We start from the raw sequence: 23971 nt of genomic DNA on the forward strand, positions 1-23971 counted from the left end.
TTAGGCACCACGGTAAGACTCAATGCGTTCGCGAACGGCCTCTCGGGCCTCATCCGCGCTGGCGGATTCATAGGCAACCTTCGCTACCTCCTGGCACTGTTCCAGAGTGAGCTCCGCCAGTTGGGCGCCGACTCCGGCCACGGCCGTCGCCGCGGCGGACAGAGAATTTACACCCATGCCGACCAAAACGCAGGCCAGCAGCGGATCGGCGGCAGCCTCGCCACACACGCCTACCGGTACGTTGTGATCCCGGCTAACCACACAGGTGTGCTGGATCAGGCGCAAAACCGCTGGCTGCCACGGGTCCGTCAGGTAGGCCAGCTGTGGGGAAAGCCTGTCCGCAGCCATGGTGTACTGGGTGAGATCATTCGTGCCAATGGAGACAAAATCCAAGAACGGCATGATGGTGTCAGCCATCAGCGCGGCCGCGGGGACCTCAATCATTGCGCCAGGGGTTAAGCCTCGGGAACGGCACATCTCAGCAAACCATGACGCCTCCGTCGCGGTGGCCACCATAGGGGCCATGACCCAAGTTGCAGCCGCGCCCTCGCGCCCCTCGGAGGCCTGGGCGATAGCGTCGAGCTGGCGGGTCAACAGTTCCTTATTGTTGCGTGCGATACGCAGTCCACGGACTCCTAGCGCAGGATTTTCCTCATCTTCCAGCGTCGCGTAGGAAATAGGCTTATCCGAACCGGCATCGAGCGTGCGGACCACGACCTTAGATTCCGGAAAGGCCTTGAAAACCTTCGAATATACCGCGGCCTGGTCATCTACTGAAGGCTCCTCACTCGCGGAGAGGAAGGATAGTTCCGTGCGGTACAAGCCCACTCCCTCCGCCTGGGAGTCGGCGGCAATCCGGGCCGCATTGCCGTCTGCGACGTTAGCCAGCAGCTGAACACGGTGGCCGTCCTTGGTCTGGGCCGGGCCCTTCCACTGAGCGACAATCTCGGCGCGTTCGCGGTACTGGTCAACGGCAGCACGGGCTTCGGCTTCTTCCACGCCAGTGGTCACAGTTCCCACTGAGCCATCAACGAAAACAACGTCGCCGGCCTGAATATCCTTCAGGCCAGAACCTGCAGCAACGATGCAGGGGATATCTAGCTGACGAGCGATGATGGCGGTGTGGCTCGTCGGTCCGCCAAGCTCCGTTACGAGAGCTTTAATCCTCTTGACGTTCAGTGTCGCGGTGTCAGCGGGCGCGAGATCATCGGCAAAAAGAATCGCTTCGCCTTCTACCTGCGGAAGGCCAGGTTCAGCTTCGCCCCGCAATTCCGCAATAACGCGATCCCGCACGTCCTTCAAGTCTGTGGTGCGCTCAGCCATGACCCCGCCCGCGGACTCAAACATCGCCACGAACTTGTCCGTCGCGGCCACAACGGCGTATTCGGCGGAATGCCCACCACGGATTCCTTTGCGCACCGCCTTATGCCACCCTCGGTCTTTAACCATGCCAGCGGTGGCGGTCAAAACCTCCGCCGCCTGCCCCTCGGCACCGGCGGCACGGAGTTCAAGCCGGTCCGCAACCGTGCCGGCGGCTGCTTCGAAACGCTCAAACTCTGCATCCCGAGCATCTTCGGCTACTACTTCCCCACCCTGCGGTAGTTCGGGGCGCGGACGTACCCACACCGCCTCAGCGAACGCCACACCGGCGACCACACCGGTGCCCTTGACGGTGACCTTAGGCGACTCTGTCATGTTGCCTTTCCTCCTTCATGCATTCCTGCATCATCCATGTGCGCTTCTTTACGGGACTATCATCTCGCACTGCGCCGGTTGTCTGCCAATCCAATGGCTCGGGTCTTCTAGCCAATCTACGCCGTGAACGCGTGTGCATACATCTCATCTGCTTAGGCGGGCGAGAAGGCCATCTACGAGCTTTCGGCTTGCCAGACGGACTCCCGCTGTGGAGCCGCCCGCCCGTGACAATCCGTTAAATCAACAAAATCGGACTAAAACTCACACCAATAGTCTGAATTCTATTGACACTCGGACAAAACCAAACAATAATCATCGCTAACAAGCAGTGATTAAAATCGCTAGGACCGTGCTCTGATTCCAATGTCACACAACGGACCGCGACGCTGCAGCTACAGAAGCTAACCACAAGAGAATCGTAGATAAGCATCGGCAGGATTTACCCGTATGATCATAACCCTTACCCCGAACCCAAGCATTGATGCGACCTTAGAGCTGGAGGAACCTTTAGGGATAGGCGCCGTCAACCGCGCCAGCACGGTGTCCCAATTTGCTGGCGGTAAGGGAGTCAACGTGAGCCACGCGCTGCGCCTGGCCGGCGATGAAACCGTGGCGGTTTTTCCCGCAAATAAACATGACGCCTTCATCACCATCACAGCTGCATCCGATATTCCCTTCGAGGCCGTACCAATGGACGCGCACGTCCGCATGAACACCACGATCACCGATGACAGCGGCGTGACCACCAAGGTTAACGGCCCTGGCCCAATGGTCAGCGAGGAGGTCCAAAGCCAGCTTATAGAGTCGGTTATAGCCCTTGCCGCTCGAGCCGAATGGGTCGTTATGGCCGGCTCGCTTCCCCAGGGCATGCCAGCGGACTGGTACTCCCAGGTAATTGCGGAGCTTCGCGCACGGGTGCCGCACGTAAAAATCGCTGTGGATACTTCCGATAAACCAATGAAAGCCCTCGGGGACAATCTCCGTACCGCGGCGCCTGATTTGATAAAGCCCAATAGCCTAGAGCTTGGCCAGCTGACCGGAACTGACGGTTCTGCGCTGGAAACGGCGGCTGAAGCAGGAGACTTTTCCGGCGTAGTTGCGGCCGCGCGCCAGGTTAATGAGCGCGGCGTACCAATGGTCCTGGTTACTTTGGGTTCAGCGGGAGCGGCGCTGGTCACTAAAGATGGCGCCTGGATCGCAAGCCCGCCCCCGGTCGAGGTGCGCTCCACCGTTGGGGCCGGGGACAGCTCATTGGCCGGTTTCATCATGGGAGTCTCGCGCGGTTTAGACCTGCCCGGTTCTTTGGCCAATGCGGTTGCCTACGGAACCGCCGCGGCCGGCCTACCCGGCACCACCATGCCTAACCCCGAAGACGTTGATATCGCTCATACCTCCGTCGCCGCTATCGAAGGAATCCCTCTTCCTTAAATTCTTTTTGAATTCTTTTGCCTCTAGACCTAATTTTTTATCTCTCCCAAAGAAAGGGCCTAAATCATGGCCACGCGAATTATTACCCCACAGCTAGTGGGACTCGACGTTGACTACGGATCGTCTGTAGAAGAAGTCATCCTCAACCTCGCCACGCTTGTCAGCGATGCGGGGCGCGCAAGGGACGCATCGAAGCTTGCAGCCGCTGCCACCGAGCGCGAGCGCAAGGCAGGTACCGGCGTACCCGGCAAGGTCGCCATCCCCCACTGCCGTAGCGGCGAAGTGAGCGAACCAACGCTAGCCTTCGCCCGTCTGGCGAAACCGGTGGATTTCTCCGGCCCAGACGGAGACGCGGAACTGGTATTCCTGATTGCTGCGCCCGAAGGCGGCGGCAAAGCGCACCTGAAGATCCTGTCTAAGCTGGCCCGGTCCCTAGTCAAAGAGGATTTCCTAGAGGCTCTGCGCCAGGCCGGCTCGAAAGAAGAGATTGTATCCCTGGTCGCGGGCGTCGTTGAGGGCGAAAAGAAACCACACAAGGCTGAGCCTGCAGCGCCGCAGGCCGATAACGCCGGTGCCAGCGCCGTCGCCGGCGCGCACGGAAACTCGGCAGCCAGCACCGCGCCGATGCGGATTGTTGCCATCACCGCATGCCCAACCGGAATCGCACACACTTACATGGCGGCCGATGCGCTTAGCCAAGCGGCCGGCAGGCGCGATGACGTGGAGCTTACGGTGGAAACCCAAGGTTCGTCCAACGATGCGCCCATCAAGCAGTCAGTAATCGATAGCGCTGACGCAGTGATCTTTGCCACCGACGTCGGGGTGCGCGACAAGGAACGATTCGCTGGAAAACCGGTCATCGAATCCGGCGTAAAGCGCGCCATCAATGAACCAGATGTGATGCTCGATGAGGCCATTGCTGCTACTCAGAATCCTCGCGCCCGCAAGGTGGCCGGCGTGGCGCCGGGTGAGCATAAAGCGGATGATGAGGGTCAGGGCTTGTCCCTAGGCAAGAAACTGCAACAGGCGATTATGACCGGCGTTTCCTACATGGTCCCGTTCGTCGCCGCGGGCGGCCTCCTGCTGGCTCTGGGTTTCCTGTTCGGTGGTTACGATATGGCCAACGGCTGGCAACACATTGCTACCAATTACTCCTTGACCAACCTGCCGGGCAATACCATGGAAATCGACGGCGCAACCATTACCTTCGATCGCTCCGGCTTGGCCCTGTACATCGGCTCGGTTCTTTTCGCCACCGGCCAAGCGGCGATGGGATTCATCGTCGCCGCACTTTCTGGCTTTATCGCCTACGCGCTCGCCGGGCGCCCCGGCATCGCCCCGGGCTTTGTGGGCGGAGCCGTATCCGTCACCGTCGGCGCGGGCTTTATTGGCGGCCTCATCACAGGTCTCATCGCTGGCTTCATTGCAATGTGGATCGGCTCATGGAAGACCCCTCGTTGGCTATCTTCCCTGATGCCAGTGGTTATCATCCCACTTTTGACTTCCCTTATCGTTGGCCTCCTGATGTTCCTGCTGCTAGGCGCACCTCTAGCGTTGGCGATGACCGGCCTGCAAGACTGGCTGGCATCACTTACGGGTTCCTCGGCCGTTCTACTGGGTATCATTCTGGGCCTCATGATGTGCTTCGATCTGGGCGGTCCGGTCAATAAGGCGGCATACCTGTTTGCAACCGCGGGACTTTCCACCGGAGACGAGGCATCCATGCAAATCATGGCCGCGGTTATGGCGGCCGGCATGGTGCCACCAATCGCCTTGTCCATTGCGACCTTCATGCGCGCCAAGCTGTTCACCCCGGCCGAACAGGAAAATGGCAAATCCGCCTGGTTGCTGGGGCTGTCCTTTGTCTCCGAGGGCGCCATTCCTTTCGCCGCGGCTGACCCATTCCGCGTTATCCCGGCGATGATGGCAGGTGGCGCGGTAACCGGCGCTTTGTCCATGGCCCTCGGCGTGGGTTCGCGCGCTCCGCACGGCGGCATCTTCGTCTTCTTCGCCATCGACCCAGTATGGGGCTACTTCATCGCTATCGCCGCGGGCGTTGTGGTCTCCGCTCTAGTGGTCATCGCGCTCAAGCAGTTCTGGCCTAACGAAACGATTGAGAAGGCGGCCGCCGATAAGGCGGCAGCGGACGCTTCCACGGGCGCTCCGGTTTAGGTTCGCGCGACTGCCAAAGCAACGGCCTGCAGTAGCCGTAGCGCTATGGCAGCGTGAACTAAAGCTTCGTACAATGGATGAGAAAAGCAACACCACAGAAAGGAACTTTCACTATGGCTTCCAAGACCGTCAAGGTTGGCTCCGCAGTAGGCCTACACGCCCGCCCAGCATCAATCATTGCTGACGCAGCTGCAGAATACGATGAGGACATTTTCCTCAACCTCGCGGGTGAGGAAGAAGATGAGGAAACCGATGCGGCATCCTCACTCATGATTATGGCCCTCGGCGCCGAGCAGGGTGACGAGGTTACCGTTACCTCTGACAATGCTGAGGCCGTAGAGAAGATTGCGGCGCTAATCGAACAGGATTTGGACGCTTAATCCTCCGCTCTACCGTAAAAGGCGCGCCCTGTCTGGAGGGGATTCCTACGAATCCTTGGCCCGACAGGGCGCGTCTTTGCTTTCACGAGAATTAAAAGCCCACGGACCAAGCCACTTTGGTTCAGCACCGAGGTACAAGTAAATGCTGAGACTTTAAGGCTAGGTGACTTGGCCCGTGGGATTGACGGCGGCCTGTGGGGGATCCGCCGAGTCTACGATGGGCAGCCCCCGCGCGGCCTTCGCACGGGGCCGCTCCGAGCATCTATGCGCTAAGGAGGCCGGTCTCCACAAGCACATCCCGAATGGCGTCCTGTTCCGCCCCAGTGAGTTGCGGAACCGGCGCCGGCATGGCCGCCGACTCGAAGACGCCCAGGTGTTTCAGCGCGACCTTGAAGCCGCCTACTCCGGCGCCGAATCCGAACACGGATGTAGCGAGGCGTGCCACGGCCATGACGCGGGCAAGGCGATCCTGCTCCTTGCGAACCGTCTCCCAGTCCCCTGCCTTAAACGCGTTCCACTGGCGGACGTAGCCCTCCGGATCCACGTTTCCTAGCCCCGGGACGGAACCGTCCGCGCCGGATAGGTAGGCCCCGTCCACCACTACCTCGTGGCCGGTAAACAGAGCCAGTGGGCTACCGGCCTCACGGTTTGCGATAACAAGGTTGCGGAAGGACACGTCATCACCAGAAGAATCCTTGACTCCGTGAAGAACGCCTTCCAGCCCCAGTTGTACTAGGAGGGCAACCGGCAGCTTCACGTGCACACAGACTGGAATGTCATACGCAAGCACCGGCAACGAAGTGGCGTTGGCAACCTGACGGAAATGCTCTTCTACCTGGTCCAGACCGCCGAGCGCATAGAACGGAGCGGTGACCACCACTCCATCCACGCCGTGAGCCTCGGCCGCCTTGACTTGCTCGATTACCTTGGCGGTCTGGGTTTCGATACACCCGACGAGAACAGGAACCCTGCCTTTCACCGCCTCCATGGTGTCGGCGATTATCTGTTCCCTTTCCGAGGCGGTGCAAAATACGCCCTCACCGGAAGAGCCCAGGATGAAAAGGCCATGGACGCCCGCATCAATCAGGCGGTTGATGTTCCTGACGTATGACACTTGGTCGAGGCTGCCGTCCTCATGTCGAGCCACGACAACGGGTGGTACAACGCCTTCAACAGGAATTGACATAGTGAAAATCCTTTCAACGAATTATTGTTTCTGGCGCTGATTAAAGCGTCGGGTGAAGCAGCGACGGTGCCGCTCCAAGGAGCTTCTTGGTGTACGGGTCCCGCGGATTCTGGAACACCTCGGCGGCCGGGCCGTCTTCCTGGACTACGCCCTTATACATGACGGTGATTCGGTCAGAGATGTAGCGCACCGTCTGAATATCGTGGGAGATAAAGACCATGGACAGGCCGAGTTTGCTCTTCAAATCCGTCAGCAGGTTCAGGATCTGAGCGCGCACGGAAACATCCAACGCTGAGGTTGGTTCATCCGCGATGATGACGTCAGGATTCAAAGACAACGCGCGGGCGATGGCCACGCGCTGGCGCTGACCGCCGGATAGCTGGCCGGGCAATGCATCCAATGCGGAGGACGGAAGGCCAACCAAACCAATGAGTTCTTCAACCCTCTCGTCGCGCTCCTTGGGGGTACCGACCTTGTGCACGTTGAGTGGGTCTCGCAGCTGGTCCCTGATTATCATGCGCGAATTCAGCGCGGTGGAAGGATCCTGGAAGACCACGGACACAACGCGCCCCATAGCCTTGCGGTCCGCAGACGTTCGATTAGTGACGTCGCGACCCTTGAAAAATACCTGGCCAGAGGTTGGGGACTGAAGACCGCACATTACGTTCGCGGTGGTGGATTTGCCACAGCCGGACTCGCCCACCAGGCCGATGGTCTCACCTGGCATGAGTTTAAGGTTCACGCCGTCAACCGCCTTTACCCAATTGGGTTTAAACAGTGGTCCCGTACGGGACTTGAAGTGCACCTTGACGTCACGCAGCTCGATGATGGGCTCAGTGGACTGTGGTGCGGTGGATGGCTGATGCGAACCGGGACGGGGTTCGTAGGAATTAGAGTGTGCAGTAGTCATGGTTAGAGTTCCTTCCCTTCGCCCATGGCTGCGTACTCTGCGTCGGTAAGCTGTGCACCGGTGAGTTCACCGGATGCCTCCTTAGCCGCTGCATACTGCAGTTCGTCCGGCAGGTCCGCATAGACGTGGTACGTGCCAGGAACGGTGCGCATAACTGGGCGGGTCTCAAGACCCACGGATGGGTGAGATGAACGAGGGGCAAAGCGGTCACCATCAGGGAAATCTGCCGGTGACGGCACGGCACCTGGCACCTGATGCAGGCGACCATGCCCGGATTCGATGGACAGTACAGCGCCCAGCAGACCGCGGGTGTATTCATGCTGCGGATCGGTGAGCATTTCGACCGTGGAGCCCTGCTCCACTACCTGGCCGGCGTACATGACCGTAATGGAGTGGGATACCTCTGCAACCAAGGCCAGGTCGTGGGAGACGAAGACCATAGCGAAGCCGAGCTTGTCCTGCAGGTCCTTGATTAGCTCGATAACCTGCTTCTGCACCGTCACGTCCAGCGCGGTGGTTGGCTCGTCGGCGATGATCAGCTGTGGATCGCGGGTCAGAGCCATAGCGATGAGGACTCGCTGGCGCTGACCGCCAGAAAGCTCGTGTGGGTAGGACTCGAGCGTGCGCTTGGGGTCCAAGCCCACGAGCTCCAGCAGTTCCTCAGCGGTGCGGGTGCCGCCGCGCTTGGTCAGCTGCTTCATCTGCGACTTGATCAGCATTGATGGGTTCAGCGCTGACAGTGCATCCTGGTACACCATTGCTATGTCATTTCCCAGCAGCTTATGGCGCTCGGAAGTTGGCATGGCTAGCAGGTCCTTGCCCTGGTAGATGACCTCGCCGGTGATCTTTGATTCCGGATCAAGCAGGCCCATGATAGCCAGGGAGGTAATGGACTTGCCGCAGCCGGACTCACCAACCAGACCCATTGTTTCACCCGCGGCGACGGAGAAGGACACGTGGTCCACGACGTTGACCTCACCGTGGCGAGGGAACTGGATGCACAGGTCCTTAACCTCCAGCAACGGGGTCGAGCCAGGGGCTGGGGCGAAGCGGTCCTTGCGTTGGGTCTCGACGGACCTAAGGTCGCTGAGGCGCTTCTGCAGGGATTCACGCTGAACTTCGTAGGCACGAACCGGGTCTACCAGGAGCTTATCCGCCTCGCGGGCAGCAGCCACGTCATGGTCATCGAGCTTTGGCCCCTTAGGAGCGGCGACCATGGCGTCCGTGATTCCCTCGGAAAGAATATTGAGGCTAAGCACGGTAATCATGATCATCAGGCCCGGGAACAGTGCCTGCCACCATTCGCCGCGCAGGACGCCCTGCTGGGCCGAGGACAGGATGTTACCCCAGGTTGGGATTGGTTCCTGCAGGCCCGCACCAATAAAGGTCAGGGATGCTTCAAGGATGATCGCGTCCGCGACCAGCACGGTGGCGAACACCAGGACGGGTGCCGCGCAGTTGCGAGCGACGTGCTTGATGAGGATCCATGGCGCATGGGCGCCGGAGACCACGACCGCGTTGACGTAATCCTCGCCGTACTCAGATAGCACGTTGGCGCGGACGATACGGGTCAGCTGCGGGATGTAGATGAAGGCAATCGAGCAAATGATCACGCCCAGCATCCACTCCGGATGCTTGGGGTCACGGAATACAACCACGGCGACGGCAACCAGGGCGATGCCCGGAACGGACATGATTACGTCCATGACGCGCATGACGAGCTCGGATACCCACTTGCGGGAAACCGCCGCGATTGAGCCGATGATGGCGCCAAAGAACAGAGCGACGAACGTCGCCAGAAGGCCTACGGCCAATGAGTACCGGCCACCGTAGAGGAGGCGGGAGAATACGTCGCGGCCCAGGTTATCCGTACCGAAGAAGTATTCGGAGCTTGGCGGCTGCGACTTGATGTCAATAAACGCTGGGTCGTAAGGGGCCAGCAGCGGCGCAAACAAAGCGGACAGCGCTACAAGAACCAATACGATGAGGGAGAGCTTGGAGCCTAAGCTCATGCGCTTCCAGGCCTTGAACCTGTAGACCTTATTGGGGTCTGAAAGCTTATGTGCGAGATTGTTACGCATGATTACACCGTCCTAATACGCGGGTTAATCAGAATGTAGAGAAGGTCAACGACGATGTTGACCACGATGAAGGACACCGCAACCATGAGCGTTGCGCCCTGGACCACGGTGACCCAGTTGAACGCGATTCCGTCGATGAGAACGCGGCCCATGCCCGGCAGGGAGAAGATGATCTCAATGACCACCGCACCACCCATGAGGTAGCCAACGCGCAGACCGAGCACGGTCACCGGCGTAATCAGAGCGTTGCGCAGGACGTTTCGCGCAACCACGGTGGTCTTGGGAATACCCGCGCCCAGTGCTGTGCGCACGTAATCGCGGTCAAGCTCCTCCACCATCGAAGTACGCACCACGCGGGTGAGCTGACCGATGACCGGCACGGCCAGCGCGAGGGCCGGCAGGAACATGCGGGCCGCCCAACCGGCAAAATCTTCCGCTGGAGCGGGCAATGGACCCGCAACCGGCAGCTTGCCGAGGAAGACCAGGACCAGCAGGATAGCCAGCCAGAAGGATGGCATAGCGATGCAGACCACGGAGATGACGCGAATAATCTGGTCAACCCACTTGTCACGGTACAGTGCGGCCAGAACACCCAGGGGGAAGGCGAAGAGCACTGCGATGATAAGGCCCATGAATGTCAATTCCATGGTGACTGGGAGCGCGGCGAAGACCTTCTCCGCCACCGACGCATTGTTTTGACCGTAGGTGCCCAGGTCGCCCTGGACCATGCCCAGCAGGTAGTTGCCGAAGCGCACCAACCACGGATCATTCAGTCCATGTTCCACACGGTATGCCTCAAGCTGTTCCGGTGTTGCCGAGTCACCAAGTGCGGAATATGCGGGGTCGATTGGAGATAGGGACATCAGGACAAAGACCATAAATGTCACGCCGACTACCATGGCGGGTAGGGCTACGAGCCTTCGTCCGATGAGTCGAATCAGATTGTTCATCTGGAACGTACTCCTGACATGAATTTTAAAACTGAATTGGTTATATGGAGTTGTGTGCTACTCATCGAGTAGAAATAGGGGCGCCGGGAGGGTAGCGAAGCCACATACCTCCCGGCGCGGTGTGTTAGGGGTTCCGGGGGCTAGTTGGCCTGTGCGGTGACCGCCCACAACCCGGTGGTGCCGATGGACTTGAAGTCAGTCAGCTTGTCCGCGGAGTACGCAGTGATCATGGTGCGGTGGAACAGTGGGTACATTGGAACCTCTTCAGAGATGAGGTCCAGGGCCTCGTTCCACTTCTGCTGCTGCTCCTCGCCTTCCAGCTTGGTTGCGTCCTGGATCAGGGTCTGGAGCTGGTCGTATGCTTCTTTGTCAGATTCCTGCCAGAAGGAGCGCTTCTGGGTCCAGACGTTATCGCCGTACCACCAGTTGATCAGCAGCGCTGGGTCATTACCGAATACGGATGGGTCACCTGGGGCCAGGGCCACGTCAAACTCTGGGGAATCAACGTCGAGGTGGTTGGAGTACAAGGACGCGGATGCCTCGGACTGGAGGTTGGTGGTGATGCCCACTGCCTCAAGGTCATTCTTGATCTGAGGCGCCAGGTTCTCAATCCACGGGTGGTCGGTGTTCAGCAGCGTGATGGACAGGTCGCTCACGCCAGCCTCTTCCAGAAGGGACTTAGCCTTTTCTGGGTCGTAGGTGTAGACGTTGGATGCCTCGTTGAAGTTAGGGTGGGCCTCAGGCAGGAAGGACTTGGCCGCCTTAGCCTTGCCGTCCATGTTGTTGGAAATCAGCTTCTCGGTGTCAATGGCGTAGAAGAAGGCTTGGCGCACCTTGGCGTCATTGAACGGAGCCTTGTTGGTGTTAAAGAGGAGGAACGGGAGGTTGAAACCGTCCACCTCATCGACGGTCATGCCAGCAGCGGTCAGCATGTCTACAGACTCAGAAGGAACCGCTTCCATGATGTCGATGGTGCCGGAGGTAGCCGCGGTGGTTCGGGCGGTATCATCCTTGATCACGTCCCAGGTCAGCTTCGTTGCGCCGGCTGGGTGCGGGCCGTTGTAGTTCTCGTTTGGAACCGCGACGATCTGCGAATCGCTAATGGATTCATACTTGTATGGGCCGGAGCCGATTGGCATGTTCGTAAGGTCGTCCTCGGATGCGTTGGCCGGGATGATCTTGACGATAGCCAGGCGCTGGTTGACCAGTGAGAATGGCTCCTTCAGCGTGATGGTGACGGTCTTGTCATCCTTGGCCGTGATCGAGTCGATGAAGTCCAGCATCGTGGCGTAGAGGTTGCCCTCTGCCATGGCCGCCTCGAAGGAAGCAACCACGTCATTAGCGGTGACATCGGTGCCGTCGGAGAACTTTGCGCCGTCTCGGAGCGCGATTTCGAGTTCAGTGTCGGAAACGGTGGTTGGCTCCCCCGCCGCGAGCGCTGGGTAGGTGCTGTAATCGTTCATGTTGAACTCATACAGACCCTCAACTACGTGCCAGTTGGTTCCCATCGCGAGTGCGGAGGACGTGTTGGTTGGGTTGTAGTTAGTGGTCTCATACGCAACGCCGAGATTAATCTCACCGTTGCCCGATTCGGTGGTGGAACTATCCGAACCACCGGAACATGCAGTAAGGGTGAGCGCCATTGCAACTACGGCCGCTGTAATGCCGCGCTTCTTGCTGAACATAGCTGTACCTCTCTTTTTCTAAAGTCGTGGGACTCTACGCCCCGCGAGTTAGGGATTTATGAAGTTTTGTCCCGGGAGCTTGAGCCGAACGCGTCAACCATCGACTCAAGTTCCCCGAGAAAGTCATCGAGAAATTCCGGCACCATTGCATGCGTGCCGCCCGGAAGCAGGCGGGCCGATACGCACGGGTTGCCTAGTTCCTGCACCGCCCGGACCCCACTGTCCGCAACGATGCAATCCTCACCATCGCTGGTCAGAGCAAGGACGGGAACGGCGATCCGGCGAAGGACGCTAAGCCAGTCCTCGGAAAAGCTGACTATTCCGGTCGAAACTAACTCAAGATCCACGAGGGACTGACCCCACAACCAGCCCACGTGCTCCACCGGCGCCCACTGGGGACGCTTCTCGGCATTTTCTGCAATAGCTTGCGCGGGAGATTGCGACCAGTCCTTGGTACGCTGCCGCGCCTCAGGGGCATTGCGCTTGAAGGTTTGCTTCCATTCGTCATTAAGCCACGCCGGATCGGCCAACAGGGCAGCGCCCACGAGGTCTGGGCGGGATTCAGCAATCTTGGTTGCTACGGCCCCACCCATGGAGTGGCCCACGAGTACCGGCACCTGGTTGGCCGCGTTCGCCACAAATTCAATGGTCGCTATGGCTTCTGCCACCGTCGCTCCGAAGGGATCCTCTAATTCCTGAGGGGTAAACCTCCGGGATTGCCCATGGCCTAGGGCATCGATGGCAACGACTAGATACTCGGCACCTAAACGCTTGGTCAGCGGAGCCCACCACAAGCCGGAGTTACTCACGCCATGAAGCAAAATCACCAACGGTTTACCCGGTTGGCCGCTAACGGAGAAATGCAACATTGCTGTTTCCTCCCTCTTCGCCGTTATTCAGATCACAGCGCCTTATCTCCTGTGACCCATAAACGATTCTATAGGTATGACGTCATACGCAGGGATGGATTCAATTTTTCACCCCCGCCCCGGCCTGCGGCCACTTGCCCGATCCCAAGCCGTGGAAGACCACTCAAGCCGCCGGGCATTTAGGGAGCCCCGTCAACGCGACGACATGTTCGGCGTTCCCCGGCGCGGAGGCAGTGACCCCCACCGCTAGCCGCCTAAGGGCAAACGGCCCTTAACATCAGACATCATATGTGTTACCCAGCCATGTTGCGGTTCACCCCTCATGAGGCGGGCATGGTGCCCCTAAATTTCTTAGACCGAGCGGCCAAGAAGCCCATGCGTAAGGCGTGGTCAGGGCCACATTTTTCAGCGAGTATCCCGCGTGCCCGTTCCCACACAATCAAACAGAAGCGGAAAACTGCGATTTCGCCCCGCCGCTACCCCCGCTTGCTGAAAAACCGTTTAATCGAGCAGTTCATCTCATGCCAGGAGGCAACCGGATATCCCAGCGATCCGTGGAAGGTACCTTCCCACATATGCAGTTGCGCCTCTACTCCGGCATCCACCAAGTCACAGGCGAAGCGAATTCCTTCATCCCGCAGCGGGTCGACGGGATTGACCACTACGAAGGATGCCGGCAGGCACCGGTCCGCGTCGGCCAGCCGTACCGCGGCCGCTTGTACGTCCGGCATCACCTCCGCGGGATTAGCGCCAGCGCAGTACGCCGCCCATGCGTGCCGGGCCGCCTTAAGCGTCCAAATAGGACCATCTGCGCACGTTTGCATGGAGCGTTCCTGCAGCAACGGATCGATGCAGGGTTCGAGGTACACGCAGGCCGAAACCTGCGCACCTCCTTGGAGCAGATATTCCACCACGGCGGAGTATAGAAGCCCCGAGCCCGCGGAGTCCCCGAAACCTAGAAGCGGCGCCGAGGGATAGGCCTGCTGCGCCCACTCAAAAGCCGCAACAACGTCATCGCGGCCGGCCGGAAAAGGATGCTCCGGGGCTAACCGATACTCCGGGGAGACCACTCGAACCCCTAGTTCCCAGGCCAGCATGGCGTTGCGCTCATCGTCGAAGTGGGCGCGTCCGGCCACGTATCCCCCGCCGTGCGGGGCAACCATAATGGGAGTATTAGCCCCGCTCGTTTCAGGGCTTGTGGGAGAAAGCACCCTGAGGGCTAACTCAGCCTCACCGTAAACGCGGGCAATCCGTACCACCTGTATATCGACGGACGGTCCCGGTTCACCGCCGCTTCGGCCCGTGCGGGACGCGTTACCCCGTCTCGCAGCCTGTTGCTGCAGCGCATCTCCACCGGCGCGCATGGCCTTCACGTCCCACGTAGTTTGTTCTGGGGCCGTGACGTTATCACGCAATTCTGGTTGGATAAACACCGAGTACCTACCATCCTTCGATAGACCAGCCTCGCAAGGCGCGCTTTGGCCCAACAACGGGCTCTGGTGTGTTTTTCACGAGGCGCCGGGCGGTTTTTAGCGCTAGAGTTATCCCCAGAATACAGACATATGAAGTATGATGTTTATAGAAATCTAGCCCCTCGGTTCAGGAGAGCATGCCGCGAATGCTGCGTGCGCCGCCGCGCCCCCAAAGCTATACACAACAAGCGCCCGATCCACGGACTCGCGGTGGCTAGACCGCTTACGGGGCGGCGTTAACCCAATCACCACCCCACATCCCTCAGAAGAATTTGGAGCTCAGCACCAATGCCCCGCGGAACTAGCGCTGCAACCCAGGCCCAGGAAGGCATCATCAATTACATCAGGGTTAACCGACTCGGCCCTGGCGATATTCTTCCTAGTGAGACATTTCTGTGCGAGGAGCTTGGTTTCTCCCGCACCTCGGTCCGGGAGGCTATCCGCACGCTCAGTTCTCTCGATATCGTTGAAGTTCGCCACGGGCACGGTACCTACGTGTCCAATATGTCCCTAGCCCCAATGATCCAGGGCATGATCTTACGCGTCGTCCTCGACGCCGATAAGTCACTGGCCACGCTGGATCATATTGTTGACCTCCGGAGCGCCATCGATCATTCCTTGGCGGAAGAGTTGGTAGAGATCTGGAAGGACAGGGACACCGCCCCGCTTTACGCCATCGTGGACGAGATGCGCACACGGCACGCCAACGGGCAACCCTTTATCAACGAGGATCGCGCCTTTCACCGCGCGCTTCTAGGTGAGATCTCCAACCCCCTAATCACGGAGCTTTCCGATGCCTTTTGGGAGATTCACATGGCGCTCATGCCAGAATTGGAGTTGCGCATGCCAAGCGATATTGCGCTGACCATTGAAGCCCACGCTGACATGGTCGGTGCTCTCGAAAAAGCCGATCCGGACCTTTTCAAATCCCTAGTAGATGAGCACTACGCCCCGCTGCGCCGCACCTTAAGCTCTATCGGCGGCGAAAAGTAAGGGCCTATCCCGTGGCCCGCGATGCGCCCGCGTCGGTGGTCCATCCTGAGCCTCGACGGGTCGCGTTATTCGCGGTACCGCGGTGGCCTACTTAAGCAACGAGCTGAAGTAACCAGTAATCCAGCCGGGATCGGTGATTGCGGTACCGGCGATGATTGCGTCGGCCCCGGCTAGCAGGCCGTGGGCAACGTCGGCCGGGGTGTGGAAGCGGCCCTCGCCAATCAGGAACGCGCCGTCACCAATGAGAGCACGCCCCTCGCGCAGGCAATCATAATCCGGCCCCGGGGTCTTTTCGCGGTGTTCCGTGTAGCCCGCCAACGTGGTGGAAATGATGTCCGCGCCGGCCTCGTACGCGGCCTTAATCTCCTCTGGCGTGGCGCAATCCGCCATGATCAGCGCGCCTTCCTCGTGCGCTACCGGAACCAGGTCGGCAAACTCGGACCCGTCCGGGCGCGAGCGGAAAGTTGCGTCCGCGCACACGACGGCCGCCCCGGCCCGGGCTACCGCCGCAACGGATTTCTTGCTCGGGGTGATATAGACGCCGGTGGTTCCCTCCTTCGTGAGGCCAAACACAGGCACGTCGCATGCTTCGGCGATGGAACGAATGTCTTCCAGCCCACCGTAACCGCCGCAGCGAATGGCTGGGGTCCCACCATCCACGCACGCCTTGGCCACATGCGTCAGGGTGTGGGTATCCCGCATCGCGTGGCCGTCCGGCGCCTGGCATGAGACTATGAGCTGCCCGCGAACCAAATCGATGATTTCCTTGCGGCGTTCCTCCAGGTTCGAGGCTTTGAATGCAAATGTCACGATCTTCTCCTTCAGATCACAGATATCCGTTACCAGCCTAGTGGCGCGGCAGCCTAGGCCTGTGCGCGCGCATAAGCCGCGGCCGCCACCAGGGGCGCATTCCCGCGCAGCGCACTGGTCAAGACCGGTATGTCCTTGTTAGGGCGCAATGCCCGTTCGCGGATTCCCCGCTTGATGGGTTCGGTGATGACGGACCCAATCCCGCTCACCCCTCCACCGAGGACGATTCCCGATACGTCAAAAGCAGACGCCAGCGGCCCCAGCATCGCGCCCAGGCCGAAGAGGTTTCCTTCGATGACGGTGCGGGCGAGCTCATCACCGGCCTCGTAGCAAGCGAGCACCTCGCGCAGTTCGATTGCCGCCTCCGATGGGTCGGTCCACGGAATCCTTCCCGCATCCGGGTTGGCTGAGAGCACCTCGTAGTAGCGGGCTAGCGATGGCCCCGATGCAATATTTTCCACCCGGTCCGCCAGCCCCCGGCAATCCGCCGCTACCAAATCAGAGAATTCTCCGGCGCTGCCGGTGGGACCGTCAATTAGCTCGCCATCATCAATCACGGCGCCGCCAATTCCGGTACCCAGGGAAACGTACAAAACCCGCCCCGTCAGCCGCTGACCGGCACCCAGGTGATGCTCGCCCCAGGCCCAAATGCGAACGTCGTTGTGACACGCGACAGGCGCCTTAATATGCCGGTGGACTATCTCCGTGAGGTTAGTGCCTGACCACCCCGGAATTGTTGCGCCGTTATAAACAATCTCCCCTTGCGGGGCTAGGACCACACCCGGGGCTCCGATCCCTACCCGAGTCGGGGGCTCCGAAGCTCGAGCCAAGGCCTCCTTAACCGCAAGCTCACACTGATCCGCGATGGTGGAGCCCGGGGGCTGCGACGGAACCCTGCCTTCCGCCTCAATCTCAAAGGGGTTGTCATCCGGGATTATGCCGTAGGCAATCTTCGTGCCGCCGATATCCAGTGCCAGGGTGGAAGCCACGGTAAGCCCCTCTTTCAGTGCGCAAGCAGTATTTACCTAAACATCATACATCATATGTATGCCGCCGAAGTGCCAAATTGCTCGCGGAAACCCGCTCTCCTAGGCCCCAAACGCAAAGGCCGCGGCACGCCTTTGGGAAGCAAAGCATTCCCGAGGCGGACCGCGGCGGGGCCGCGACGCCAATCCCGGAGTCCACCGGGTTGCGCAGCGTTATCCGTTGCCGCGCACTATCGCCGCGGCACCATGAAACGGCCCTCCCCCAGGCCTTCGTAGAGAGCCTTGAGGATTGGGTACAAGATGATAACCCCAAGAGAGCCCCACGCAATGCCCTCGAGCTGCACGCCAAACACGCTCAGCGTCAGGTTACCGATGCCCGCAACGAGGCCAATGGCGGCGATGGTGAGGTTGACCGGATTGTTGAAATTGACGTTGTTTTCCTGCCAAATGCGGATGCCCAGCATGCCAATCAGTCCGTAGAGCACCAAGCAGGCCCCGCCGAGGACGCCGGTTGGAATAGTGAAGATCAACGCACCAAACTTCGGGATGAAAGCCAGCGCCACCGCGGTCAACGCGGCCACCCAATACGCCGCGGTGGAATACACGCGGGTTGCCGCCATCACGCCGATGTTCTCCGCGTAGGTGGTGGTGCCGGATCCGCCAAAACCACCGGCCAGGGAGGTTGCCAGGCCGTCCGCGATCAACGCGTCGCCGGCCAAATCATCCAGGTTGGTACGGGTCATTTCGGACACGGACTTCACATGTCCCACATTCTCGGCGATCAGCACGACCAGCACCGGAAGCGCCACCAAGATCGCCGAGATATTGAACTCGGGTGCATGGAATTGCGGCAGACCGACCCAGGGGGCGGCGGCGATGGTCTCCGAGGCACCCTCCGCAAGGTTGCCGGTCACGGCCGCAACAACCCAGCCCACCACAACGCCGAGCAGAATGCCCAAGCGTGAGACCATTCCGCGCCCGGCCACGGTGAAGAACAAGATGGAAAGCAGGGTCACCGTCGCGACCATGGGCTGCGATTGGAAATTAGCGGCTGCGGTCGGAGCCAAGTTGAAGCCGATCAACGCCACGATTGCGCCCGTGACCGCCGGCGGCATGACGGCATCAATGACCCTGCGGCCAGCCATTTTGACCACGACGCCTACCGCTACTAAGACCAAACCGGTGACCAGAACGGAACCGGCCTGCGCGCCGATACCGTACTGCTGGGAGGCGGTCAGCGGGGCGATGAATGCAAAAGAAGAGCCCAGATAGGACGGAAGCCTATTCCGGGTCATCAGGAGGAAGAGCATGGTGCCAATGCCGGAGAACAGCAAGGTTGTGTTCACCGGGAAGCCGGTTAGCGTCGGCACCAGCAGGGTTGCGCCGAACATAGCCACCACATGCTGCATGCCGATGCCGACTGTGCGGCCCCAGCTCAAGCGTTCTTTCGGCGCCACTACGGCGCCGGGTTCAATTTTCTTACCGTCGCCGTGGACGGTCCAGCCAAAAGTACTCACGAACAGTCATTATGACCCAATACCTAGGGAAAATGTCAATCCTTTGCTCGCTAATACTCCCCCGTTAAGACTGCTCCCGCGTGCCTAGATTGCCCTTCTAGCAAATATTCGCGGGCCGGCTGGAGGCTCCCAAACTCCTTACCTAGGAAAGTCTAGGAAAGCAGGCGCCCCACATGCAGCGTCACGTAGGCCGTCTCTGATTCGCCCAACCGAAAGCCCGCCTCCCGTTCAAACAGGCCGGCTATCTCTAGGGCGATCTCCCAGGAGCCAGCGAGAGATTCCTTGACCGCATCAATCACCGCGGGAGGGCTAGGCTGCGATTTTACGCCGTCTTCAAGGCGGCGGTAGAGATACCTCATGTGGGTAATGAAGCGTGCCGGCGCCGCACCGCTTAAGTCAATTGTCCTGCCGCTTCGCCGCGCGATGATCTCCAGCGCCGCGTCGATAACCCGGGTCATGGTTACCACCGCCGGCAGGGTTTCCGAGCCGCGGGAGAACTGATCGTTGACCGCGTGGAGCGCTATCGCTCCGGCTTCATCTTTCGGGAGGGCAACCCCGGTACGCGCTCGAACCGCCTCTACAACGGCCCTCCCGAACTCCACCTCGCGGGGATACAGCTGCGCCAGATCGGAAAGGATAGGCAACTCAATGCGGTAGCCCTGCTCCGCCCTGCGCATGGCGCTTGCAAGGTGATCCGCCAAGGCCAATTCAAAACTTATCTTGCCGGACAGGCCCCACTCATCCCGCCCCAGGATGGTCGCGTAGCGCGCAATCACCAGGACCTGATCCGGGATGTCGGCAAGCGTCGCGGAGATGCGCGCAATCTCGGAGGAATTCTCCGGGATGTAGCGCAGTGAGACCTTATCAGCATCGATAGCGTCTCCCTTGTGGAGGCCAAAGCCAATGCCTTTGCCGGAGAGAACCACGTGCCGCCCGGCCCCCTCGGTCGCCTCAACAACGTTGTTATTGAAGTGGCGGACGAGGCGGTAGTCCTTCGACCCCACGGGATCTATCCCCTACTTGCTTTCTAGGGTGAGAACCGGCTGGCCGTAGGCCGCCGCGGTATCTACGTCGCTTGGAGCGTAGTCACCGCCGTTTGTGACCGCGACTATGACGTCCATGGACGCCACCTTTGGATTCTCCGCGACGGAAGGCTCAAACTCAATGATGGGCTGGCCGGCCTTCACGGTGGCGCCCTTTTCCACCAAGGAGGAGAACCCCTCACCCTTGAGACCCACGGTGTCTACACCAATGTGGACCAGGATTTCCGCGCCGTTTGCCGCTCGCACAGCAAATGCGTGCTTGGTTTTGAACAGCATGATGAGCTCACCGTCAATCGGGGACACTACCGTGTTATTAGTCGGCTCAACGGCGAAGCCGTATCCCATGGTGCCCTTCGAGAAGACCGGATCTGGAACCGCGGCCAGTTCAATCACGTTTCCCTCAGCCGGCGCCACTACGGCGACCCGATTCTTCTTTTTCCCGAAACCGAACATAGTACAAACACTCCTTATTGACTATCGCCAAAGGTTTTCACGCCGTGCCGACGCACTCTTTGGCTAAAGATTTTCCAACTTTTAAGGCTAGTCGCGGTTAATCCTCAATGCCCATAATGTCATTGATTGCGTTCTTGTAGAGCACGGCCTTGGCGCCGTAGACCGCTTGAACACCACCGGAAACATCAAGGACATCCGCGGCTCCCAGGGATTTCAACGCGGCGCGGTCAACCTTGCCAGAATCATGAACAGAGACGCGCAGCCTGGTGATGCAGGCATCAACGTCTTCGATATTTGATTCCCCACCCAAGGCGGCCAAAATATCACGGCTTTCGGCATAGAGGGAATCCTGCTTAGTCCCTCCTGATTGGCCGGAATCTTCACCCTCACCTTCCGCCTCGGTATCTGAGAGATGGCCCGGGGTAGCGACTTGGAAATGCTTGATGTACCAGCGAAATACCGCGTAGTACAGGACAAACCACACAATGCCAACCGGAATGACGTACATCCAGTGGGTCCGCTCGTGGCCCTGGAAGACTCCAAAGAGGAGATAATCAATCAAACCACCGGAGAAGGTGTTGCCGATGCGGATCTGAAGCAGATCGGCGATGAGGAAGGAAACCCCATCGAAGAGGGCATGAATCACGTAGAGCGCCGGTGCAACGAACAGGAACATGAACTCCAAGGGCTCGGTAATGCCGGTGATAAATGAGGTGAGAGCCACGCCAAGAAACAGTCCCGCATACCTCCTACGGCGCTCCTTCGGAACGCAGTGATACATGGCCAAGGCCGCCCCTGGTAAGCCGAACATCATGGTCCCGAAGCGTCCCGCGAAGTACTTAGTCCCCTCGGTGTAAAGCCCCACGTGGCCAGGATCCGCGAGCTGCGCAAAAAATATCTTTTGCGCGCCCACTACGGTCTCTCCCGCTACGGATTCCACTCCGCCCAGCTCGGTGTACCAGAACATTGGGTAGATAGTGTGGTGCAAACCAACCGCCCCGGACAGGCGCAGCAAGAACCCGTAGAGAAACGTCCCAAACGCGCCCAGCTTCGCCATGCCTTCACCCGCGTCCACAAGCCACTGCTGGAACGTTGGCCAGGTGAGGAAGAAGAGCCCGCCAATGAGGATTGCCGCACCCGCTGTGACAATGGGGACAAAGCGCGAGCCTCCAAAGAATCCCAGCACCGGCGGTAGCTGAATGTTGTGGAAGCGGTTATGCAGGTACACCGCGGCGGACCCCACCGCGAGCGCGCCTATGATGCCGGTATCGATGGTTTGTTCCTCGTGGCCAAACACGCCAATCAGGGCGGTGATGGTGCCCGTCATCAGAAGGTAACCCACCACGCCGGCCAGAGCCGCCGTGCCCTTATCCCGCTTGGCCAAGCCGATGGCGAGGCCGATGGTCAGCAGCAACGCAAGATTATCGAAGACCGTAGACCCCGCCGCCGACATGACGGTGAAGATGCCCTGGGCTACCTCGTTGCCCAAAACGGGATACGTTGACGCGGTGTTGGGATTTGAAAGCGCGCCGCCTATTCCCAGCAAAAGACCCGCGGCCGGAAGAATTGCGATAGGTAGCATGAAGGCCTTGCCGACCTTCTGCATGGTCTTAAACCACGCGCCATTACGCTTCGCCGAATCCGTGGGCCCGTGCGCTCCTGCCCTCACCGATGCGGCGGTCCCGGTTGGGGTTTGTGATGTGGTCATAACTCTAAACTCCGTTCTGGAGCCGAGTGCCGTAACTGCGGTTATGCCCTGCCGATATAGGGCCAATTAAGGCCCAGCGGGAGGTAACAATTCGCAATTGGAATACATTGCAAACTCTAGACCTAGTTCCCCTCCGCTTCAAGCGTTTACCAATGGTTGTCATCGATAAGAACTATCCCAAGGCGCCGCCCCGCACCCGTCTAGGGCCCGCCGCTATCGCCGCGCATCGGCAAAACACTCAAAATCGGGAGCAAACGGGCAGCGCCGTAAAAATTAAATGGCCAGCTCACAGAGCCGAGATCCCGCCGGTGCGATAATTTTGCCCCGCCCGTTGGACGTATGATGACCGGACGGGCATAGTATGAAAGTAAGTTACTTGGGGACCCCTCGGGTTCCCTTGAAGCACAAGCGGAAACCATTTCGTGCATACGAAAGGACCAGCTGTCATGAGCAGCACTGAACAACCAAGCGTGATTCGCGGTCGCATTGTCACGCCCACCTCTGACTTCCTTGGCACCATCACCATCGAAGATGGCGCAATTGCATCCGTTACCGAGGATGCCTCTGCCCCGGCTGACCTCATGTGGGTCCCGGGCTTCGTGGACCTCCACAACCACGGCGGCAATCGCGGCGCGTTTCCCACAGGAACCTATGACGAGTGCGTACGCGCCGCGCAGTTTCACCGCGCGCACGGCACCACCACGCTACTTGCCAGCATGGTTTCCGGCAGCCGGGATGAGCTATGCGCGCAGGCGGAGACCTTAGCCAGGCTCACCGAAGCGGGCTACGTGGCAGGCATCCACATGGAGGGCCCCTTTATCAACGCCTGCAAGTGCGGGGCCCAAGACCCGTCACGCATCACCCCCGGCGATCCGGATTTCCTCGCGGCGGTTATTGAGGCCTCCCAGGGCCATCTGCGGTCTATTACATTCGCCCCGGAGACCGCGCATACCGCGGAGATTCTGGATTTGTGTGCCCAGCACAACGTGATCGCCAGCCTCGGCCACACCGAGGCCGATTATGACACCACTGCCAGGGTGATCAGCGATGCAATCGAGCGCGGCGTGACCGTGACGGCTACCCATTTATTCAACGCAATGCCACCGGTCCACCATCGCGAGCCGGGTGCGGTGGCCGCACTTCTCAACGCCGCTCGGCGTAACCAGGCAGCGGTGGAACTCGTCGCCGATGGCGTACACCTGGCCGACGGAACGGTCGACATGGCCCACTCGGCGCACGCTTTTGCCATCACCGATTCGATGGAGGCGGCCGGCATGCCCGATGGCGACTACCGCCTGGGCCAGCTCCATGTCACCGTGGCCGACGGCGTTGCGCGGGTTGACTCCGGAGCCATTGCCGGCGGCACGTCCACCCTGGCCGAGCAGTTCACCCGCTTCCTCGCCCGCCACAGCGCGTCCGAGGCCGTGGCGTTTACGTCCACCACTGCGGCCGCAGTCCTGGCGGATTCCGGCTTTGCGCCCGCGCAACGACTCGGCGACATTGCCCCCGGCCAGGCCGCTAATCTTGTTGGCCTCGGCAAGGACGGCACCCCGGCAAAGGTCATTGCCAACGGGCGCCTTCTTGCGACCCACTAGACACTAACCCTTAAACATTCTTCGACCAAAGTTACAAG

Annotated in this window: 19 protein-coding genes; 5 read left to right on the forward strand and 14 right to left on the reverse strand. The window is 59.8% G+C overall.

Annotation, left to right across the window (positions count from 1 at the left end):
• A complete protein-coding gene (gene ptsP, locus CENDO_RS06575; protein WP_136141321.1) occupies window positions 1–1695 on the reverse strand; it encodes a phosphoenolpyruvate--protein phosphotransferase in 1695 nt (564 codons plus the stop codon).
• Window positions 1696–2142: 447 nt separating this feature from the next.
• Here ptsP and CENDO_RS06580 point away from each other — a divergent pair, with 447 nt between their 5' ends.
• The 3 genes from CENDO_RS06580 to CENDO_RS06590 all read left to right on the forward strand — a co-directional run bounded on the left by CENDO_RS06580 (window position 2143) and on the right by CENDO_RS06590 (window position 5675).
• Complete coding sequence (locus CENDO_RS06580) at window positions 2143–3123, forward strand: 1-phosphofructokinase family hexose kinase (protein ID WP_136141322.1); 981 nt, start codon at window positions 2143–2145, stop codon at window positions 3121–3123.
• 66 nt (window positions 3124–3189) lie between these two features.
• Window positions 3190–5295 carry a PTS fructose transporter subunit IIABC gene (locus CENDO_RS06585; RefSeq protein ID WP_136141323.1) on the forward strand — a complete coding sequence of 702 codons (2106 nt, stop codon included), beginning with the start codon at window positions 3190–3192 and terminating at the stop codon, window positions 5293–5295.
• Between the two features lie 113 nt (window positions 5296–5408).
• The gene (locus CENDO_RS06590; RefSeq protein WP_136141324.1) at window positions 5409–5675 is read left to right on the forward strand and encodes an HPr family phosphocarrier protein; all 267 of its coding nucleotides are present in this window, start codon (window positions 5409–5411) and stop codon (window positions 5673–5675) included.
• Between the two features lie 262 nt (window positions 5676–5937).
• On the opposite strand, the gene CENDO_RS06595 is transcribed toward CENDO_RS06590, so the two are convergent.
• The 7 genes from CENDO_RS06595 to CENDO_RS06625 all read right to left on the reverse strand — a co-directional run bounded on the left by CENDO_RS06595 (window position 5938) and on the right by CENDO_RS06625 (window position 14789).
• On the reverse strand, window positions 5938–6861 hold the full coding sequence (locus CENDO_RS06595; RefSeq protein ID WP_136141325.1) for a dihydrodipicolinate synthase family protein: 924 nt from the start codon (window positions 6859–6861) through the stop codon (window positions 5938–5940).
• A gap of 40 nt (window positions 6862–6901) precedes the next feature.
• Window positions 6902–7771, reverse strand: coding sequence for an ABC transporter ATP-binding protein (locus CENDO_RS06600; protein WP_136141326.1), 870 nt, complete (start codon window positions 7769–7771; stop codon window positions 6902–6904).
• 2 nt (window positions 7772–7773) lie between these two features.
• Complete coding sequence (locus CENDO_RS06605; protein ID WP_136141327.1) at window positions 7774–9852, reverse strand: dipeptide/oligopeptide/nickel ABC transporter permease/ATP-binding protein; 2079 nt, start codon at window positions 9850–9852, stop codon at window positions 7774–7776.
• A gap of 2 nt (window positions 9853–9854) precedes the next feature.
• Window positions 9855–10802 carry an ABC transporter permease gene (locus CENDO_RS06610; protein WP_136141328.1) on the reverse strand — a complete coding sequence of 316 codons (948 nt, stop codon included), beginning with the start codon at window positions 10800–10802 and terminating at the stop codon, window positions 9855–9857.
• 140 nt (window positions 10803–10942) lie between these two features.
• A complete protein-coding gene (locus CENDO_RS06615) occupies window positions 10943–12487 on the reverse strand; it encodes an ABC transporter substrate-binding protein (RefSeq protein WP_136141329.1) in 1545 nt (514 codons plus the stop codon).
• Window positions 12488–12543: 56 nt separating this feature from the next.
• Complete coding sequence (locus CENDO_RS06620) at window positions 12544–13356, reverse strand: alpha/beta hydrolase (protein ID WP_136141330.1); 813 nt, start codon at window positions 13354–13356, stop codon at window positions 12544–12546.
• A 476-nt stretch (window positions 13357–13832) separates the two neighbouring features.
• Window positions 13833–14789 carry an alpha/beta hydrolase fold domain-containing protein gene (locus CENDO_RS06625; protein ID WP_136141331.1) on the reverse strand — a complete coding sequence of 319 codons (957 nt, stop codon included), beginning with the start codon at window positions 14787–14789 and terminating at the stop codon, window positions 13833–13835.
• Window positions 14790–15116: 327 nt separating this feature from the next.
• Between CENDO_RS06625 and CENDO_RS06630 the strand changes: the two genes are divergently transcribed.
• Window positions 15117–15821, forward strand: a complete 705-nt coding sequence (locus tag CENDO_RS06630; RefSeq protein ID WP_136141332.1) for a FadR/GntR family transcriptional regulator — start codon at window positions 15117–15119, stop codon at window positions 15819–15821.
• Window positions 15822–15908: 87 nt separating this feature from the next.
• On the opposite strand, the gene CENDO_RS06635 is transcribed toward CENDO_RS06630, so the two are convergent.
• From CENDO_RS06635 to CENDO_RS06660, 6 genes are all read right to left on the reverse strand, one after another.
• Window positions 15909–16604, reverse strand: coding sequence for an N-acetylmannosamine-6-phosphate 2-epimerase (locus tag CENDO_RS06635; RefSeq protein ID WP_246014441.1), 696 nt, complete (start codon window positions 16602–16604; stop codon window positions 15909–15911).
• 80 nt (window positions 16605–16684) lie between these two features.
• Entirely contained in the window at window positions 16685–17620 is a 936-nt protein-coding gene (locus CENDO_RS06640; RefSeq protein ID WP_136141334.1) for an ROK family protein, read from the reverse strand.
• Window positions 17621–17847: 227 nt separating this feature from the next.
• Complete coding sequence (locus CENDO_RS06645) at window positions 17848–19134, reverse strand: uracil-xanthine permease family protein (RefSeq protein WP_136141335.1); 1287 nt, start codon at window positions 19132–19134, stop codon at window positions 17848–17850.
• Window positions 19135–19286: 152 nt separating this feature from the next.
• On the reverse strand, window positions 19287–20138 hold the full coding sequence (locus tag CENDO_RS06650) for a PRD domain-containing protein (protein ID WP_136141336.1): 852 nt from the start codon (window positions 20136–20138) through the stop codon (window positions 19287–19289).
• A 12-nt stretch (window positions 20139–20150) separates the two neighbouring features.
• A complete protein-coding gene (locus CENDO_RS06655) occupies window positions 20151–20630 on the reverse strand; it encodes a PTS sugar transporter subunit IIA (RefSeq protein WP_136141337.1) in 480 nt (159 codons plus the stop codon).
• Window positions 20631–20727: 97 nt separating this feature from the next.
• Entirely contained in the window at window positions 20728–22338 is a 1611-nt protein-coding gene (locus CENDO_RS06660) for a PTS transporter subunit EIIC (RefSeq protein ID WP_136141338.1), read from the reverse strand.
• A gap of 446 nt (window positions 22339–22784) precedes the next feature.
• On the opposite strand from CENDO_RS06660, the gene CENDO_RS06665 reads away from it, so the two are divergent.
• Entirely contained in the window at window positions 22785–23933 is a 1149-nt protein-coding gene (locus CENDO_RS06665) for an N-acetylglucosamine-6-phosphate deacetylase (RefSeq protein WP_136141339.1), read from the forward strand.
• The last annotated feature ends 38 nt before the right edge of the window (window positions 23934–23971 follow it).

The organism is Corynebacterium endometrii (genome assembly GCF_004795735.1).
GTDB classification, from domain to species: domain Bacteria; phylum Actinomycetota; class Actinomycetes; order Mycobacteriales; family Mycobacteriaceae; genus Corynebacterium; species Corynebacterium endometrii.